Origin of the sequence: Xanthomonas sp. XNM01 (genome assembly GCF_014851915.1) — a bacterium.
GTDB lineage: Bacteria > Pseudomonadota > Gammaproteobacteria > Xanthomonadales > Xanthomonadaceae > Pseudoxanthomonas.
In genome coordinates this window covers 86,113-102,276 of sequence record NZ_JACVAP010000008.1, presented here as the reverse complement: position 1 = coordinate 102,276, position 16,164 = coordinate 86,113, and the positions used below count along the sequence as shown (strand labels likewise).

Sequence of the window (16,164 nt, the reverse complement as noted above, 5' to 3'; positions counted from 1 at the left end):
CGATGTGCCGGCATGGCGCCGGTCGTTCCTGGGCGTGGCGCGGCCACCGGGACGTCTCCCGGCGGCCGTGGCCCGCCCTAATCCTGTTCGAGCAGCGCGCGCATCTTGGCGAGCGCCCGCTTGTTGATCTGGCAGATGCGGGCCGCGGTCAGGTCCAGCACGCGCGCGATCTCTTCCAGGCTGAGGTCGAACTCGTAGTACAGCTGGATCACCTTCTGCTCGCGCTCGTCCAGCGCCACCAGCGCGCGGGCCAGGCTGGCCTTGTCGACCGCGCGCTTCTCCGGCCCGGCCTGCTGGCCCGGAATGTCCAGGCCTTCGGCGATCATCGCGTCGAAGCTGGCGAACTCCTCGGCGCAGTCGTCGCGCTGCAGGCGGTCGTACTCCTCGGCGCTGATCTGCATGGCCTGGCAGACATCGGCGCGCTCGGGCTCGCGGCCCAGCTCGCGGCGCAGGCTGCGCTCGACCGCACGCAGCCGGTGCGCGCCCTGGCGTGCGGTACGTGGGCGCCAGTCCTGGCGACGCAGTTCGTCGAGGATCGCGCCGCGGATGCGCAGGCTGGCGTAGGCACCGAACTTCGCGTCGGGCGCGCCGTAACGGCGCAGCGCCTCGAGCAGGCCGACCAGGCCGATCTGCTCCATGTCCGAGCGGTCCATGACGCTGCCGGCGTGCGAGGACAGGCTGCGCACCACGCGCTTGACCAGCGGCATGTAGCTGATCATCCAGTCCCGCTCGACGCTGGGATCGACCGCATCGCCGACGCACTGCACATGCATGTACTCGGCATGATGCAGGCTCATTCCAGCATCATCCTGGCGATCATCACCTGCGAGAACGGGGTTTCCTTCTCGCTGCCGTAGACCTTGCGGTACTCGGACTCGAGCATGCCGACCAGATCGTCGATCTCCATCTGCCGGATCTCGTCGGCGCGGTACCCGGCCAGGCTGCGATGGGCCACGCTGCGCAGCAGCGGCAGCTGGGCCTTGGCCCGCGCCGCCTTCTTCTTGTCCTCACAGGCGAACACCAGGTCGATCGCCAGGTAGCGCGCGCGGGTCTGCTGCGGTTCGGTGCGCAGCATCACCACCAGCTTGTCGAGGGTGACGAAATGCTCGGGCGGTGCCGCGGGCGGCGGCGGGGGCACAGCCTCGGTGGACCCGGCGGCCATCGCGGACGCGAACGGGCCGAGCCTGGCGTACCAGGCGTAGCCGCCTCCGCCAAGGACCACGAGCAGCAGCGTGGCGAGCACGATGACCAGGGTACGCATGTCAGTCTCCGGCTCCGTTCATCCGCCGCAGGACGCTGGCGAATGCGGCGTAGGCATCGTCGGAGTCGCCAAGCGCGCGCCCCGGTGTCTTCTGTTCGGACGCGCCGCCGTCTTCGCGACCGTGGCGCCCCTGGCCGGCATCGCCGCCGGAATGGCGCTGCTGCCCGACCTGCACGCTGACCTCGGTGAACTGGCGCGCGCCCAGCTCCTGGCGCAGGCCCTCGCCGACGGTCTGCAGCTGGCGGACCACGTCGTCGTTGGTGGCGGTGAGGAGGATGCGCAGCGCGCCGGCCTCATGCCGGATCTCCACCTGCACCGTGCCGGCCATGTAGGGCTCGAGCCGGACCACGGCCTGCTGCACGCCCTGCTGGCTCTGCAGCGCGATGCGATGGCCGAGCAGTCCGAGCAGTCCCGCCTCGGATGTGGACTGGCCCGCCTCCGGCCGGGTCGCGCCCGTCGCCGTGGCGACGCCCGCGTGGGCGGCGGTCGTGGACGTGCCGGCAGTCGCGGGCAGCAGCAGCTCCGCAGCGGCCGCGATGCGCGGTGCGGGCGTCGCACCGGCGCCATCGCCCGCGTCCACGGCCGCGATCGGCGAGGCCGGCAGCGGCAGTGCCGGTGACGGAGATGCGGGCAACGGCGTGGTGCCCGCTGTGGCGCCGGCACGCGCGGATGCGGAAAGATCGGCCAGCGCGATGGACGGCAGACGTTCCGGGACCAGGCCCGGCACTGGGGCGGCTGGCGCAACCGGGGGCAGCGCCCTGGCCAGCACCGCTTCGAGATCGGTGCCGGCGAGCGCGGCGAACACGGCACCGTCGATGCCGGCGGGCTCGCCCTCGCTGTCTTCGGTCTGCCCGGTGGCCGGGGCGAACAGCGCCGCGATCAGCGAGCGCGCCGCCGCATGCTTGGAATCGGTGGCCGCCGCGGCGTCGGTGCCCGGGGCCGATACGGCGGCATCCTCGGCCGGCGCAGGCGCATCGTGCTGCAGCCCGGCGAGCAGGTGTTGCAGGTCGTGCAGGCCGGCATCGCCGGCACCGGTGGCCAGCGCCCGGCCGAACGGCGGCAACGCCGCCGCGCCCGCGGGCTGGGAGGCCGGTGCGACCTGGCCCTGCGCCTGCGCGCCGGTGGTCGCCAGCAGCGGCGGCACCGCGATCATGCGCCGTCCTCGTGCACCTGCTCGTGGCTGGCATAGGCCTGGGTGCCCACACGCTGCCGCTGCAATGCCTCCATCTCGTCGCCGAGGCGGCGCATCTCGGCGCTGGCGGCGGCGCGTGCGGCCAGCAGCGCCTGTTCGGCGCGCCGCAGCGACGCGTGCAGCGCTTCGGCGACGTCGGCGGCCGGATCCAGATCGGACAGCACTGCATGCAGGACCCGGTCGGCCGCGGCCATCGCGGTCAGGTCGCCCGACGCCACGGCCTGGTCGAGGCCGTCGACCGCCGCCGGCAGCAGGCGCACGGGGCGCGCAGGCGCGTTCATGCGGACCTCGCTTCCAGCGTCCGCCATGCGTCGCGCAGGGTCACCACCAGCCCATGGACCTCATCGACCATGCCCGGCTCCATGGCGATGCCCGCCTCGTTCAGGCGCAGGGTCATGAATTCGTAGAGCCGCGCCAGGTCGTTGACCGGCTCGCCGCCGAGCTCGAAATCCAGCGAGCTGGACAGCGCGGTCAGCAGGTCGATGCACTTGTTGATGCCCAGGCCCTTGGCCTCGTAGCGGCGGGCCTCGATGTGCGCGCGCACGCGCGCCAGCTCGTCGAGCAGCCCGTCCATCAGCACCAGCACCAGTTGTACCGGCGAGGCGCTGGCGGTCTGGGTGTTCAGCCCGACCGTTTGATAGCTTCCGTATCCGAACTGGTCCATGGTCACTTGTTGTTGCCTGGCAGCATGGCCTCGAGCAGGGACAGCGTGTCCTTCATCTGGGCGTCCATCACCTGCACCTGGGTGAACTGGGCCAGATAGCGCGCGTAGAGGCGATCGTACTGATCGTTCACCGCGAGCTCGCGCTTGCTCAACGATTTTTGAATCGTGTCGGCGCCGTCCTGGCGGCTCTTGAGCTGGCCGTTGGTCGACAGCCAGCTGTCCAGGTAGGTGTTGAACGCGCCGCTGAGTCCGGTCCTGCCGTCGCCGACCAGGGTGCCGGGCAGGTCCGGATCACGCTCCAGCGCCGCCTTGAGACGGGTTCCGTCCAGCGACAACAGGCCCTTCTTGTCGGCGCTGACGCCGATGTCGGACAGGCGGTTGCCGTCGACCGCCTGGCGCAGGATGTCGTTGAGGCGGGTACGCAACGCACGCACGCCCGCATCGCTGGAGAACGGACCGCCGCTGTCGCCACCGGCCAAATCGCCGGAACGGGTCAGCGTGTCCAGGCTGGTCTTGAGCGCGTTGTAGGCGTCCACGAAGGCCTGCACGTTGGCGGTGGTCGCGCTGTCGTCGCGGGCCACGGTCAGGCCCACCTCGCCGCCGGCCTGGGCGAAGGTCAGCTGCACGCCTTCGATGCCGGTGAAGGTGTTGCTGCCCTGCTCGATGCGGGTACCGCCCAGGCCACCGAGGTGGAACACCGCATTGCGCGCCGCGCTGGTCTCGGTGCTACCCTGCAGCGCCGCGCGCAGGCCGGCATCGCCGACCGCGCCGGCATCGATGGTGATCTCGCCGGCCGCGCCGCCGACACCGGAGCTCAGCACCAGGCGCTGCTGGCCGTCGATGGTCAGGGTGGACGCGCTGACCTTGCCGCCGGAGGCCTGGTTGATCGCACGCGCGATCTCGGCCGGGGTCAGCTCGCCGTTGCCGTTGCCGTCGGCCGCGGACAGATCGACGTCGATGCTGCTGCCGTCCTGCAGCTGGAGGGTGATGCTGCCGGCACCGGCGGCCGGCACGGTGGCGCCGAGCGTGCCGCTGGTGAGCTGGTGCGAGGAAGCCAGTGTTTCGACGTGGAAGCGGTAGCTGCCCGGGGCGGCGCCGGCCGAGATCGCCACGCTGCCGCGCGCGGCGTCGGACACGGTGCCGCCGTACTGGACCATGCCGTTGGGCTTGGACGTCAGGGTCGACAGCGCGGTGTTGAAGCGGTTCAGCGCGGTGCGCAGGTCGCCCAGCGCCTTGCTGCCCGCGGTCGCTGCGGCCTTCTGCTGCGCCAGGCGCTCCTGCGCACCGATCGCGTAGCGGTCCGCGTAGGCCTTGGCCATGGTGTGCGGATAGTTGGAATCGGAGATGTCCACGCGTGTTTCCCCTTGTGCTGTCTCAGGACGCCGTCGCGAAGTGACGGGCGTGTACCCACGATTGGATCGCCAGCTGGTCCTGGCGCTTCTGGTCGCGCACCTCGCGCTCGTGACGCAGCGCGCGCTGCTTTCCCTGCAGCGCCCGGTCGACGCGCTCGCGGCGCAGGGTGGCGCGCTCGAGCGCGACCCGGGCCGCCTCGATCACGGTGTCCTGGCTGGCCAGGTCGCGCCGGTGCGCGGCGATCATGTCCACCAGCGAGGCCTTGTAGTGCGCGCTGTTGCTGGCCAGGATCGGGCAGCCGGCGCTGCTGCGGCCGACCTCGACCAGCATCTCGCGCATGCGCTGCAGGTTGCGCCGGTAGCGCTCGGCCACCGCATGCTGCCTGGCCAGTTCGGCGGTGAGCGTGTCGACCTCGCGGCTGCGCAGTTCGACCAGGCGGCCGAGATTGGTCACGGTGTGCTGCAGGTTCATGCCAGGACCTCTTCGAGTTGCGCGCGGGTGCGTTCCAGCGGCGCGGCTTCGTGGGTGGCCTGGCGCAGCCAGGCGGACAGACGCGGGTGCAGCTCGACCGCGCGGTCGGTGGCCGGATCGGCCCCCGGGACGTAGCCGCCGAGCGGAATCAGGTCGCGCACCTGGGCGTGGCGGGCGAGCAGTTCCTTCAGCTCGCGCACGCGGGCCATGTGCGCCTCGTCGACCACCAGGTCCATGCAGCGGCTGACCGAACGCAGCACGTCGATCGACGGGTAGTGGCCCTGCGCGGCCAGGTCGCGCGAGAGCATGATGTGGCCGTCCAGGATCGCGCGGGCGGTGTCGACCACCGGATCCTGTTCGTCGTCGCCCTCGGCCAGCACGGTGTAGATCGCGCTCATGCTGCCGTCGCCCTCGCCGTTGCCGGCGCCTTCGACCAGCTGCGGCAGCAGGCCGAACACCGAGGGCGGGTAGCCGCGCGTGGCCGGTGGCTCGCCCAGCGCCAGCGCGACCTCGCGCTGGGCCATCGCGTAGCGGGTCAGCGAATCGACCAGCAGCAGCACGTGCTCGCCGGCATCGCGGAAGTGGGCGGCGATCGCGTGGCACAGTTCGGTGGCCATCAAGCGCATCAGCGGGGATTCGTCGGCCGGCGCGACCACCACCACCGCCTTGCGCAGTCCCTCGGGGCCGAGCGCGCGCTCGATGAACTCGCGCACCTCCCGGCCGCGCTCGCCGATCAGGCCGACCACCACCACCGAAGCGGTGGTCTGGCGGGTGATCATGCCCAGCAGCACGCTCTTGCCGACGCCGCTGCCGGCGAACAGGCCCACGCGCTGGCCGCGGCCCAGGGTCAGGGCGCCATTGATCGCGCGCACGCCGACATCGAGCACGCCGCGGACCGGCTGCTTCTTCAGTGGATTGACCCGCGGCGGGTGCAGGTTGAGCGGCGCGGCGCCGGTCAGCGGGCCGAGCCCGTCCATCGGTTCGCCCAGACCGTCGATGACCCGCCCGCGCCAGCCCGGTCCGATCAGCAGGCCCTGATCCTCCTGGTCGGCGACCACGCGCGCGCCGGCGACCAGGCCGGACGGCTTGCGGAACGGCATCAGGAAGCAGCTGTGTTCGCGGAAGCCGACCACGCGCGCGGCCAGCCAGCCGCCGGAGGCGGTTTCGATGCGCACGCGCTGCCCGGTCTCGAAGGCGTAGCCGCTGGCTTCCAGCAGCAGCCCGGACACGCCGGTCAGGCGCCCGACCGGACGGGCGACCGGGATGTCGTCGAGCCGCAGCGTGCGCGTCGGGCCGCTCATGCGCGTGCGCTGCCGCCGGTCTGCGCGCGGATCTGTTCCATGCACGCGGCCAGGCGCTGGCCGCAGCCGGCGTCGAGCTCGCGCACGCCGGCCTTGATCCGGCATTCGCCCGGCGCCAGGCGCTCATCGGCGCTGAGCTGCCAGCGCGCGGCCTGCTCCGGCGCGGCGGCGAGGATCCTGCGGTATTCGTCCGGGTGCAGGCGCACCTCGATGCTGTCGGCCGGTGCCGGCAACGTGGCCAGCGCCTCGTCGACGAAGGTCAGGATCCGCTCCGGATCCTGCTCCAGCTCGCCGCGCACGACCTGGCGCGCGACCTGTTCGACCAGGTCGGCCACTTCCTGGCGCAGCGCGTCGCGATGCTGGTCCTGCAGGGTGCGGAAGCTGGCGATCAGCTGTTCCAGCGGCTGCGACAGCGCATCCAGGCCTTCCTGGGCGAGCCTGCGCGCGCGCGCGGTGCCTTCCTCGATGCCGAGTGCGCGGCCTTCCTCGCGGCCCTGGGCCAGGCCCTGCTGGCGCGCGTCCTCGAGCAGCTCGGGGTTGGGAATGGCCAGCTGCGGCTCGTCCAGCAGCGCCGGCATGCCGTCGTCGCGCACGCTGGCACGCAGCCGGGCGAGCGAGGGAAACACGTGGCGGCGGTAATGCGGGGTCATTCGACCACGTCCTCGGAGAACAGCTGCAGTTCGATCTCGCCGCTCTCGGCCAGGTCGCGGACCTGCTCCATGACCTCGCGGCGGACCTGGTCGATCCGGCTCATCGGCAGCGGACCGGTCCGGCGCAGCATCTCCTCGAAGGCCTGCACCTGACGGCGCGGCATCGAGGCCGACAGCACGTCGCGCAGGGCCACGTCGGTGCCCTTCAGGGCCACGCCCCAGCTCTCGAACGGCACCGCTTCCATGATCGCGGCGATGCTGGCCGGGCTCTGGTGGGCCAGCAGGTCGATCGAGTACACACGGTCCTCGATCTGGGCCGTGGCCGCCGGGTCGTGGCCGCGCAGCGTCTCGATCAGCTGCGCGCGGTTGCCCGGCAGGCGGGTGATGATCTCGGCGGCCTGGCGCACGCCCTCGACCGAGGCGCTCTGGTTGCCCATGTTCTCCAGGCAGGCGTCGACCACGGCCTCGAGGTCCTCGAGCAGTTCGTGGTCGATCTCCTTGAGCCGGGCGATGTGCAGCATCACCAGCTCGCGCCGCGATTCGGGCAGCGCGGCGATGACCTGGCTGGCCTGCTCGGGCTTGAGGAAGGCCAGGAAGATCGCCTGCATGCGCACGTGTTCGCGCGCCAGGCGCTCGGCCAGCCACTGCGGCTGCGCCCACTGCAGGCGCGACATCTTCGGCCCGATCACGTCCCCGTAGATGCCGTTGAGCACGCTGTTGGCCACGGTGCTGCCCAGCGCCATGTCCAGCGAGCGCTGCAGGTAGCCGCGCGAGGCGCCGTTGACGCCGCTCTGCTCGCGCCAGGCATCGAAGAAGTGCTGCAGGGTGTCCTGCACCGCGTCGATCTTGACCCCGTTGATGCCGGACATCACCCGGGTCACCTCGAGCAGTTCCTCGCGCGAGAGGCAGCGCATCACCGCGGCGGCCGCCTCCTCGCCCATGCTGAGCAGGGTGATGGCGGCGCGCTCCAGCGGCGTGACCTCGACCCGGCGCGCGGGCACCAGCTCGGTCTGCGCGGCGGCCGCGGGGCTGGCGTTATCCATGCTTGCGGATCCAGGGCTTGATGATCTCGGCCACGCGCTCGGGCGCCTGGGTGGCGAGGGCCTTGAGGTGCTCGACCATCACGTCGGCCTCCGACCCCATCGGCGGCAGTTCGGGTTCGACATCGAGCAGGGCCGGCCGGCTGCGGCCGGGGACGGCGACCGCCTCGATCGTGCCGCCGGGGCCGCCGACCAGGGCCGGTTCGGCGCGGCCGGTATTGGCGTCGGTCCACTGCCGCAGCATGCCCAGCAGCGGGCGCACCACCAGGAAGAACGCGAGCAGGAAGGCGAGCGCATAGCCCAGCCAGGGCAGCGCCATCACCAGGGTCTCGGGATTGCGCCACCACGGCGGGGTCAGCTGCTCGGCGGTGGGCTGGAAGTCCAGCGCCGACACCACCAGCGCATCCTGGCGCTGTGCATCGACGCCGATGCCGCTGCGCAGGATGCCCTCGATGGTGGCGATCTGCTCCGGCGTCCAGCGCGCCGCTGCGCCGGCGGCGGCGCCCGCCGCGACCGGGGCGGCGGCATTGTTGAGCACCACCGCCACGCTGAGCCGCTTGACCCGCTGCGGGCTGCGCTTGATCTGCACGATGTTGCGGTCGTAGGCGTACTGGCGGCTGATCGCGTTGCGCTGCGAACGCGGGCCGTCGGCGCCATCGGCGGGCGCGGCGGCGGCCGGCGCGGGCCGGTTGGACAGCGAACCGGGCACGCCGATCGGCGTGGTGCCGGTGTCGTTCTCCTCGCGGGTCGCCTCCTGGGTCAGGCGCGGCGCCTCGCCGAACTGCTCGTGGGTCTCCTCGATCCGGTCGTGGTCGACCTCCACCGCCACCGAGGCGCGGAAGTTGCCTTCACCCAGCGTCGGCGCGAGCAGTTCGTGGATGTTGCGCAGCGTTTCCTCGCGCAGGCGCGTGGCCAGCTCGCTGCTGTCGCCGGCGGTCGGATCGGTCGGGTCGATCATCGCGGACAGGAAGCTGCCGGCCTGGTCGACCACCGACACCCGTGCCGGGTCGAGGTTGGCGACGCTGCCGGAGACCATCGACACGATCGCCGAGACCTGTTCCTTGCTCAGGCGGCGGCCGGGCTTCATCGACAGCACCACCGAGGCCGAACTCTTGTCGCCATTGCTGAGAATGAACGAGGACGACTTGGCCACCGACAGGTGGACCCGCGCCGAGGCGACCGGGTCCAGGGTCATGATGCTCTGCGCCAGCTCGCCTTCCAGGCCGCGGCGGAAGCGCACGTCCTGCACGAACTGGCTCACGCCCAGCGGGTCGCTGCGGTCGACCACTTCCAGGCCGGCCGGCTGCTGCGCGTTGACGCCCCTGGCCGCCAGCAGCATGCGTGCCTGGCCCAGGCGCGACTCGGGCACCAGCACCTGGCCGCTGTCCGGATGCAGCCGGTAGGGGATGCCCTCGGCGTCGAGCACCGCCATCGCGTCGGCGGCGGCGATCTTCTCCTGCATGCCGAACAGCGGCTTGTACTGCGAGTCGGCGTGGCGCAGGTACAGCATCGCCAGCACGGTCAGCGCGATCGCCAGCAGCACCACCGGCAGCAGGCGGCCGAGCGTGGCCGAGCTCGGCAGCCGGGCATTGGCCGGCAACAGGCGGCCGGCCAGCGGCTTGAGTCTGGCGATCACGTCCGGCGCTCCATCAGACCGTCATCTTCATGACGTCGTCGAAGGCGGACATGACCTTGTTGCGGACCTGCACCAGCATCGAGAACGACAGCCCGGCCTGCTGGCTGGCCAGCATCGCGCCGATCAGGTCGTCGCTGGCGCCGGTCTCGACCGCCTCGACCTGGCGGCTGGCCGCATGCGCCTGGGCATCGACGCCGTTCAGCGCGCGGGTGAACAGGCCGCCGAAGTCGGCCGTCCCGTTCTCGCGGGGGTTGGCCGCCGGCCTGGCCAGTTCGCCAGGCAGCAGCGATTCCAGGCTGGGCATCGGGGGCAGCGTCGGCAGCACACTCATGATCGGCTCGCGGCTCGGGCAGGCTGCCGGCATTGTCGGCGGGGGGTCCGCGCGCCGCGCCGAATCTCAAGAGAATCTCCAGAGCACGACCGGGCCGTCATGGGCGTGCATGGCACACTCGGCGCCATGCACGATCACGTTCCGCACCCGGCCGCCGCGGCCGGTCACGCGTCGCTGTATCCGCCCCCGCGTCCCGTCGCCGGCACCGGCGCCTCCGGCGGCGGGATCTGGCGCAGCCTGCTCCGGCTGATGGCCGGGATGCTGGCCGGCCTGGTCTTCGGCATGGCCGTGGCCCATTTCGGCTTCACCCTGGCGGGCGACGGCGTCCCCTTCGTGCTGCTGGCCGGCCTGCTGCTCGGGCTATGGCCCAACATCGTGCTGCACGAGGCCGGCCATGCCCTGGCCGGCATGGCCCGCGGCATGCGCGTGATCGCCGCCGGCATCGGCCCGCTGCGGCTGGAGCGGCTGGCCGACGGCTGGGAGGTCCGGCGCGGCGGCATGATCCAGGGCCTGGGCGGGTTCGCCGCGCTGGTGCCGGCGGCCGGCAGCGGCTCGCGTGCGGACATGGCGGTGATGCTGACCGGTGGCCCCGGCGCGAACCTGCTGACCGCGGCGCTGGCGTTGCCGCTGGCGTCGCTGGCCGACGGCTGGATGGCCGCGGCGCTGCAAGGCTTCGGCCTCGGCGCGCTGCTGCTGGGCCTGGTCAACCTGCTGCCGCTGCAGAGTGGCGGCTGGCGCTCGGACGGCCGCGGCCTGCTCGACCTGGTGCGCGATCCCGGCACCGCCACCGCGATGCTGCGGATGAACCAGCTGACCGCGCTGAGCATCGCCGGCACACGCCCGCGCGACTGGCCGGACACGCTGCTGCCGACCGGGCTGGCCGACCGGGCGCCGGCAGTGGCCCGCGCCGCGGCCGGCATCCTGCTGGTGCTGCAGGCCACCGACCGTGGCCGGCACGAGGACGCGGACCGGCACGCGCGCGAGCTGACTCCACTGCTGTGGGAGACACCCGACGGCTTCCGCCAGCATCTGGCGGTGGTGATGGCCGTGCACGCAGTGACCGGCCGGCGCGACCTGGCGCTGCTGGCCGCCTGGCGTCCGCTGTGCGAAGGCGGGCTGGTCGACCTCTCGGCCTGGCGGCACTGGTTCGATGCCGAGCTGGCCGCTGGCGAAGGTCGTCTGCGGCATGCGCTCACCGCGCTCGAACAGGCGCGCGAGGCGCTGCCGCGCCTGCAGGACCGCGCCACCGCATTGCTGCTCGAGGAATGGCTGGCGGCACTGGCGGCACGCCTGCAGACCCCCCGCCCGTCGACGGCCTGACGGCGCGGCCCGCGCGGATGGCGGCCGGGGTGCCGGCATGCTGTCAAGCACGCTTGACAGATCGCGGCGGCCCGCCCAGCATGTGTCAAGGTCACTTGACAGGGGCGGCAGTGCAGACGATTCGGACCGGCCGGAACGGCCTTGGACCTCACGTCCGTGGTCGCGCCCTCTTGCCACGCGCGGCGGCGACCTGCGCGCGCGGCGGCAGCCGCAGCGCATGACCGGCAGGCCGATGCGCTCCCGCATCTCCACGTCGTGGCGGCTGCTCGCGCTGGCCGTGGCCTGTGGCATGGGTGCGCTCGTGCTGCAGCAGCTGGCACCGGACCGTGTGTCCGGACTGCTGCGTGGGCTGCTGCTCGGGGTCGGGATCGGGCTGGCGTTCGCCGCGCTGCTGGCCTGGCAGCTGCCGGACGCCTGCGATGCCGCGCCGCCGGCGCTGCGCCGGCGCTACACGCGGGAAACGCTGCTGGCGATGGGCGTCTACGTGGTGGTGCTGCTGGTCTCGACCCAGCTGCTCAAACAGCTGTCGCTGACGACGCCGCTACGCGCACTGGTCGCGCTGCTGCCGGTGCCGCCGATCGCGATGGCACTGCGGGCGATGCTGCGCTACATCCGCGACGTCGACGAGATGCAGCAGCGGATCGAACTGGAATCGATCGGGCTGGCGGCCGCATTCGTCGGTGTGAGCTACATGAGCGGCGGCCTGCTGCAGGCCGCCGGCGTGATCGACCTGCCTGCCGGCGTGGCGATGCTCTGGGTGTTTCCGCTGCTGTGCATGGGATACGGCGTGGCCAAGGCCGTGGTCGCGCGGCGGTACCGCTGATGCACAACCGCCTGCGCGAGCTGCGCGACCGGCAGGGCTGGTCGCAGGGCGAACTGGCCGAACGCCTGGAGGTGTCGCGGCAGACGGTCAATGCGCTGGAAACCGGCAAGTACGACCCGAGCCTGCCGCTGGCGTTCCGCATCGCGCGCCTGTTCCACCTGCGCATCGAGGACGTGTTCGACCCCGATGCCAACTGAACCCGCTTCACGTACGCTCCTTCATTCGCCATACACATCCACGGGCACGATTCGATGAATCCAGGAAAGACCCGCTTGCTCCTCGCCGCGATGCTGGCCGGCGGCCTGCTCGGCGGTTGCGGCACCGCCGCCGACCCGGCAGCGCCGACGACCACCGCCACCCGCCACTACGGCCAGATCGCGTTCACCCCGTGCACGCTCACCAGCGGCGCGTCGACCGTGGAAGCGCAGTGCGGCAGCCTGGAGGTGCCCGAGAACCACGACGCGCCGGACGGGCGCCGGATCGCGCTGCGCGTGGCCTGGCTGCCCGCGGAAGAGGAGGCCTCGGCCGCCGACGAGCCGGTGTTCTTCCTGGCCGGCGGGCCCGGCCAGGCCGCGGTGTCGGTGTGGCCGGTGATCGACCGGGCCTTCTCCGAGGTGCGCAAGCAGCGCCACATCGTGCTGGTCGACCAGCGCGGCACCGGCGGCTCCAATGCGCTGGACTGCCATGAGCTGAAGGACGAGGAGCCGCCGACCGGCGAGGTCGACGCAGCGGCGCTGGCCGCGTTCGCCGCCCGCTGCGCCGCGGCGGTCGCCGATCGCGCCGACACCCGCCTGTACACGACCACCGATGCGATCCGCGACCTGGATGCGGTGCGCGCCGCGGTCGGCGCGGCGAAGGTCGACCTGGTCGGCGTGTCCTACGGCACCCGCGTCGCCCAGCAGTACGCGATGCGCTACCCGCAGCAGGTGCGCAGCATCGTGCTCGACGGCGTCGCGCCCAACGACCTGGTCGTCGGCGGCGAGTTCGCCAACACCTTCGAGGACGCGCTGGCGCTGCAGTCGGCCCAGTGCAGCAAGCTGCCGGCCTGCGCCGAGCGCTTCGGCCGCGACGCGCGCGAGCAGCTGCGCGAGCTGGTCGCCCGGCTGCGCGACGCACCGGTCCAGACCGAGTACCGCGACCCGGCCACCGGCGAGGTGCGCACCGGCACGGTCAGCGCCGACACGGTCACCGGCCTGGCCTTCATGTTCTCGTACATGCCGCAGACCGCCGCGCTGCTGCCGCTGGTGCTGGACGAGGCGATGGACGGCCGCTACGGCTCGCTGCTGTCGCTGACCGACCTGATGGGCCGCAACACCGGCGACTCGATGGCGCGCGGCATGCAGTGGTCGGTGATCTGCGCCGAGGACGCCGATCGCCACCAGGACGTCGCCGCCGGCGACACCGTGCTCGGCCCGGAGGTCGCGCGGATGTTCTTCGCCGCCTGCCCGAGCTGGCCGCACGGCAGTCGCCCGGAAGGCTTCAACGCGCCGTTCCGGTCCGAGCTGCCGGTGCTGCTGCTGTCCGGCGAACTCGACCCGGTGACGCCGCCGCGCTACGGCGAGCGCGTGCTCGAGGGCCTGCCCAACGGCCGCCACCTGGTCCTGCGCGGCCAGGGCCACGGCGCACTCGGCCAGGGCTGCATGCCCAAGCTGGTCGGCCGCTTCATCGACACCAGCGACGCCGCTGCACTGGATGCCTCGTGCCTGGACACGATGACCTACGTGCCGCCCTTCACCAGCTTCAACGGATGGGAACCCTGATGCGCCAGACCACGACCGCGGAGGCCGGCCGATGATCCGCGCCCACGACCTGCACAAGCAGTTCAAGACCAAATCCGGCCTGGTCCAGGCCGTACGTGGCGTCGGCTTCGACGCCCACGACGGCCAGATCACCGGCCTGCTCGGCCCCAACGGCGCCGGCAAGACCACCACGCTGCGCATGCTGTACACGCTGATGCAGGCCGACCAGGGCCGGATCGAGGTCGACGGCGTCGACCCGGCCCGCGACCCGATGACGGTGCGCCGCAGCCTGGGCGTGCTGCCCGATGCCCGCGGCGTCTACAAGCGGCTGACCGCGCGCGAGAACATCGCCTACTTCGGCCGCCTGCACGGCATGTCGCCGGCGGCCATCGCCGCGCGCACCGCGGCGCTGTCCGAGGCGCTGGACATGGGCGAGATCCTGGACCGCCAGACCGAGGGCTTCAGCCAAGGCCAGCGCACCAAGACCGCGATCGCGCGGGCGCTGGTGCACGACCCGCGCAACGTGATCCTGGACGAGCCGACCAACGGCCTGGACGTGATGACCACCCGCGCGCTGCGCCAGTTCCTGTTCCAGCTGCGCGACGAGGGCCGCTGCGTGATCTTCTCCAGCCACATCATGCAGGAGGTCGCCGCGCTGTGTGACCGCATCGTCATCATCGCCAAGGGCCAGGTGGTCGCCGAAGGCACCGCCGACCAGCTGCGCGAGCAGACCGGCGAGAGCAACCTGGAAGACGCCTTCGTCAAGGCGATCGGTTCGGAAGAGGGGCTGCTGGCATGAACATGCTTTCCACGCTGTGGACCGTGCTGCTCAAGGAGCTGCGCGACATCGGCCGCGACCACCGCACCCTGGCGCTGACCGTGCTGATGGGTCCGATCCTGCTGCCCGCGCTGATCCTGGGCATGGGCACGCTGGCCGAGAAGCGCGCCAAGACCCAGCTCGACAAGGTGCTCGAGGTGCCGACGATCGGCATCGAGCACGCGCCGAACCTGGTCGCCTTCCTCGGCACCCAGGGCATCAAGGCGATACCGGCGACCGACACGCTGGAGCAGGACATCCGCGCGCAGCGGGTCGACGTGGCCCTGCGCATCTCCGAGGACTACGGCGAGGACTGGAAGGCCGGACGCCCGGCGCTGGTCGAGATCATGCTCGACACCACCCGGCGCGATTCGGGCATTCCCAGCCGTCGCGTGCAGGCCGCATTGGCCGCCTACGGTGGCCAGGTCGGCGCGCTGCGCCTGCTCGCCCGCGGCATCGACGCGTCGGTCGCGCAGCCGGTCAACGTCGGCCAGATCGACCTGGCCACGCCGGAAGCCAAGCGCGGCATGCTGCTGTCGGTGATGCTGCCGTACTTCCTGATCATCTCGGCCTTCCTCGGCGGTGCGGCACTGGTGCTGGACGCCACCGCCGGCGAACGCGAGCGGCAGTCGCTGGAACCGCTGCTGGCCACGCCGGCATCGCGCGGCGCGATCGTCTCCGGCAAGATCCTGGCCGCCTGCCTGCTCGGCGCGCTGTCGCTGCTGCTGACCCTGATCGCGCTCAAACTCAGCGCCCAGGCCTCCAGCGCGATGGCCCGCCAGCTCGACGTGTCGCTGCTGGCGATCGCCAAGCTGCTGTTCGTGCTGATGCCGATGCTGCTGATCGGCACCTCGCTGCTGACCTTCCTGGCCTCCGGCGCCAAGAGCCTGAAGGAAGCGCAGAGCCACATGAGCTGGCTGATGCTGCTGCCGATGATTCCGACCATTGTGCTGATGGTCAATCCGGTGAAGACCCAGCTGTGGCAGTTCTCGGTGCCGTTCCTGGCGCAGAACCAGCTGCTGCTGAAGGTGATCCGCAGCGAGCCGATCGATGCGCAGACCTGGGCGGTGTATCTGGGCTGCAGCGTCGGCCTGGCGTTGCTGCTGTGGGCCGGCGCGGTCTGGCGCTACCGCCAGGAGAAGCTGGCGATCTCCACCTGAGTCGCCAGCGCCGCCACGTGTGCAGCCACGGCGGCTGGCACGCGGCGGTAGCGCTGCGGACACGAGGCCCGGGAGCGATCCCGGGCTTTTTCATGCGCGTACGTGGGTGGCGGCCGATACGCTTTCGTGCAGCACCACGCCCGGTGTCGAGGCCGCACGCTGCGCCAGCGTGGGCTGGGCTGACCTGAGACGAAACGAGGACGAGGACGAGGACGAGGACGAAGAGATCGTCGATGGATCGCCGCGGCCCACGCATGGCAGGCTGGTGGCGGATACGTACCGGTCACGCGGGCGGACGCGGCCGTCGGGCACAGGACGCAAATGCGTGCGTGGCGCCGGTGACAGTGGCGCGGCGGCGCGACCATGCCGGCGACCAGGGTGATCCGCCATCTGGAGCGCACGCCGC

General features: G+C 71.9%; 18 protein-coding genes. 6 read left to right on the top strand and 12 right to left on the bottom strand.

Annotated features, from left to right (window positions below; translation table 11 throughout):
* Positions 1–77: 77 nt before the first annotated feature.
* From IB242_RS19815 to IB242_RS19760, 12 genes are read right to left on the bottom strand one after another with little or no spacing between them, the layout of a single operon-like run.
* Complete coding sequence (locus tag IB242_RS19815; protein WP_192283577.1) at positions 78–797, bottom strand: FliA/WhiG family RNA polymerase sigma factor; 720 nt, start codon at positions 795–797, stop codon at positions 78–80.
* Positions 794–1,261, bottom strand: a complete 468-nt coding sequence (locus tag IB242_RS19810) for a flagellar basal body-associated FliL family protein (protein WP_192283575.1) — start codon at positions 1,259–1,261, stop codon at positions 794–796. The genes IB242_RS19815 and IB242_RS19810 overlap by 4 nt, the downstream gene beginning before the upstream one ends.
* A 1-nt stretch (position 1,262) precedes the next feature.
* On the bottom strand, positions 1,263–2,414 hold the full coding sequence (locus tag IB242_RS19805; protein ID WP_192283572.1) for a flagellar hook-length control protein FliK: 1,152 nt from the start codon (positions 2,412–2,414) through the stop codon (positions 1,263–1,265).
* The gene (locus tag IB242_RS19800) at positions 2,411–2,734 is read right to left on the bottom strand and encodes a hypothetical protein (RefSeq protein WP_192283570.1); all 324 of its coding nucleotides are present in this window, start codon (positions 2,732–2,734) and stop codon (positions 2,411–2,413) included. The genes IB242_RS19805 and IB242_RS19800 overlap by 4 nt, the downstream gene beginning before the upstream one ends.
* On the bottom strand, positions 2,731–3,117 hold the full coding sequence (gene fliS / locus IB242_RS19795; protein WP_192283568.1) for a flagellar export chaperone FliS: 387 nt from the start codon (positions 3,115–3,117) through the stop codon (positions 2,731–2,733). Before fliS ends, IB242_RS19800 begins: the two co-directional genes overlap by 4 nt.
* 2 nt (positions 3,118–3,119) lie before the next feature.
* Complete coding sequence (gene fliD, locus IB242_RS19790; RefSeq protein WP_192283566.1) at positions 3,120–4,469, bottom strand: flagellar filament capping protein FliD; 1,350 nt, start codon at positions 4,467–4,469, stop codon at positions 3,120–3,122.
* Between the two features lie 22 nt (positions 4,470–4,491).
* On the bottom strand, positions 4,492–4,941 hold the full coding sequence (locus IB242_RS19785; protein ID WP_192283564.1) for a flagellar export protein FliJ: 450 nt from the start codon (positions 4,939–4,941) through the stop codon (positions 4,492–4,494).
* Entirely contained in the window at positions 4,938–6,242 is a 1,305-nt protein-coding gene (locus IB242_RS19780; RefSeq protein ID WP_225540886.1) for a FliI/YscN family ATPase, read from the bottom strand. Before IB242_RS19780 ends, IB242_RS19785 begins: the two co-directional genes overlap by 4 nt.
* Positions 6,239–6,892, bottom strand: a complete 654-nt coding sequence (locus tag IB242_RS19775; RefSeq protein ID WP_192283560.1) for a FliH/SctL family protein — start codon at positions 6,890–6,892, stop codon at positions 6,239–6,241. The genes IB242_RS19780 and IB242_RS19775 overlap by 4 nt, the downstream gene beginning before the upstream one ends.
* Positions 6,889–7,935: a FliG C-terminal domain-containing protein gene (locus IB242_RS19770; protein ID WP_192283558.1), complete on the bottom strand. Its 1,047-nt coding sequence runs from the start codon at positions 7,933–7,935 to the stop codon at positions 6,889–6,891. Before IB242_RS19770 ends, IB242_RS19775 begins: the two co-directional genes overlap by 4 nt.
* On the bottom strand, positions 7,928–9,568 hold the full coding sequence (fliF, locus tag IB242_RS19765; RefSeq protein WP_343237185.1) for a flagellar basal-body MS-ring/collar protein FliF: 1,641 nt from the start codon (positions 9,566–9,568) through the stop codon (positions 7,928–7,930). The genes IB242_RS19770 and fliF overlap by 8 nt, the downstream gene beginning before the upstream one ends.
* Positions 9,569–9,581: 13 nt before the next feature.
* Positions 9,582–9,899 carry a flagellar hook-basal body complex protein FliE gene (locus tag IB242_RS19760; RefSeq protein ID WP_192283556.1) on the bottom strand — a complete coding sequence of 106 codons (318 nt, stop codon included), beginning with the start codon at positions 9,897–9,899 and terminating at the stop codon, positions 9,582–9,584.
* Between the two features lie 126 nt (positions 9,900–10,025).
* On the opposite strand from IB242_RS19760, the gene IB242_RS19755 reads away from it, so the two are divergent.
* The 6 genes from IB242_RS19755 to IB242_RS19730 all read left to right on the top strand — a co-directional run bounded on the left by IB242_RS19755 (position 10,026) and on the right by IB242_RS19730 (position 15,758).
* Complete coding sequence (locus tag IB242_RS19755) at positions 10,026–11,219, top strand: hypothetical protein (protein ID WP_192283554.1); 1,194 nt, start codon at positions 10,026–10,028, stop codon at positions 11,217–11,219.
* Positions 11,220–11,451: 232 nt separating this feature from the next.
* The gene (locus IB242_RS19750) at positions 11,452–12,042 is read left to right on the top strand and encodes a hypothetical protein (protein ID WP_192283552.1); all 591 of its coding nucleotides are present in this window, start codon (positions 11,452–11,454) and stop codon (positions 12,040–12,042) included.
* Positions 12,042–12,239, top strand: coding sequence for a helix-turn-helix transcriptional regulator (locus IB242_RS19745; RefSeq protein WP_192283550.1), 198 nt, complete (start codon positions 12,042–12,044; stop codon positions 12,237–12,239). Before IB242_RS19750 ends, IB242_RS19745 begins: the two co-directional genes overlap by 1 nt.
* 90 nt (positions 12,240–12,329) lie before the next feature.
* A complete protein-coding gene (locus tag IB242_RS19740; RefSeq protein WP_225540891.1) occupies positions 12,330–13,802 on the top strand; it encodes an alpha/beta fold hydrolase in 1,473 nt (490 codons plus the stop codon).
* Between the two features lie 31 nt (positions 13,803–13,833).
* Positions 13,834–14,580 (top strand): ATP-binding cassette domain-containing protein, encoded by a 747-nt coding sequence (locus IB242_RS19735; protein WP_192283546.1) that lies wholly within the window; start codon positions 13,834–13,836, stop codon positions 14,578–14,580.
* Positions 14,577–15,758 carry an ABC transporter permease gene (locus tag IB242_RS19730; protein ID WP_192283538.1) on the top strand — a complete coding sequence of 394 codons (1,182 nt, stop codon included), beginning with the start codon at positions 14,577–14,579 and terminating at the stop codon, positions 15,756–15,758. The genes IB242_RS19735 and IB242_RS19730 overlap by 4 nt, the downstream gene beginning before the upstream one ends.
* Positions 15,759–16,164: the final 406 nt, after the last annotated feature.

Coding starts and splice junctions, on each gene's coding strand:
- IB242_RS19785 (WP_192283564.1), bottom strand. CDS start 4,941: ATGAACCTGCAGCACACCGTGACCAATCTCGGCCGCCTGGTCGAACTG.
- IB242_RS19800 (WP_192283570.1), bottom strand. CDS start 2,734: ATGAACGCGCCTGCGCGCCCCGTGCGCCTGCTGCCGGCGGCGGTCGAC.
- IB242_RS19740 (WP_225540891.1), top strand. CDS start 12,330: ATGCTGGCCGGCGGCCTGCTCGGCGGTTGCGGCACCGCCGCCGACCCG.
- IB242_RS19750 (WP_192283552.1), top strand. CDS start 11,452: ATGCGCTCCCGCATCTCCACGTCGTGGCGGCTGCTCGCGCTGGCCGTG.
- IB242_RS19735 (WP_192283546.1), top strand. CDS start 13,834: ATGATCCGCGCCCACGACCTGCACAAGCAGTTCAAGACCAAATCCGGC.
- IB242_RS19770 (WP_192283558.1), bottom strand. CDS start 7,935: ATGGATAACGCCAGCCCCGCGGCCGCCGCGCAGACCGAGCTGGTGCCC.
- IB242_RS19745 (WP_192283550.1), top strand. CDS start 12,042: ATGCACAACCGCCTGCGCGAGCTGCGCGACCGGCAGGGCTGGTCGCAG.
- IB242_RS19775 (WP_192283560.1), bottom strand. CDS start 6,892: ATGACCCCGCATTACCGCCGCCACGTGTTTCCCTCGCTCGCCCGGCTG.
- IB242_RS19755 (WP_192283554.1), top strand. CDS start 10,026: ATGCACGATCACGTTCCGCACCCGGCCGCCGCGGCCGGTCACGCGTCG.
- IB242_RS19810 (WP_192283575.1), bottom strand. CDS start 1,261: ATGCGTACCCTGGTCATCGTGCTCGCCACGCTGCTGCTCGTGGTCCTT.
- IB242_RS19760 (WP_192283556.1), bottom strand. CDS start 9,899: ATGAGTGTGCTGCCGACGCTGCCCCCGATGCCCAGCCTGGAATCGCTG.
- IB242_RS19780 (WP_225540886.1), bottom strand. CDS start 6,242: ATGAGCGGCCCGACGCGCACGCTGCGGCTCGACGACATCCCGGTCGCC.
- IB242_RS19815 (WP_192283577.1), bottom strand. CDS start 797: ATGAGCCTGCATCATGCCGAGTACATGCATGTGCAGTGCGTCGGCGAT.
- IB242_RS19730 (WP_192283538.1), top strand. CDS start 14,577: ATGAACATGCTTTCCACGCTGTGGACCGTGCTGCTCAAGGAGCTGCGC.
- IB242_RS19805 (WP_192283572.1), bottom strand. CDS start 2,414: ATGATCGCGGTGCCGCCGCTGCTGGCGACCACCGGCGCGCAGGCGCAG.
- fliS (WP_192283568.1), bottom strand. CDS start 3,117: ATGGACCAGTTCGGATACGGAAGCTATCAAACGGTCGGGCTGAACACC.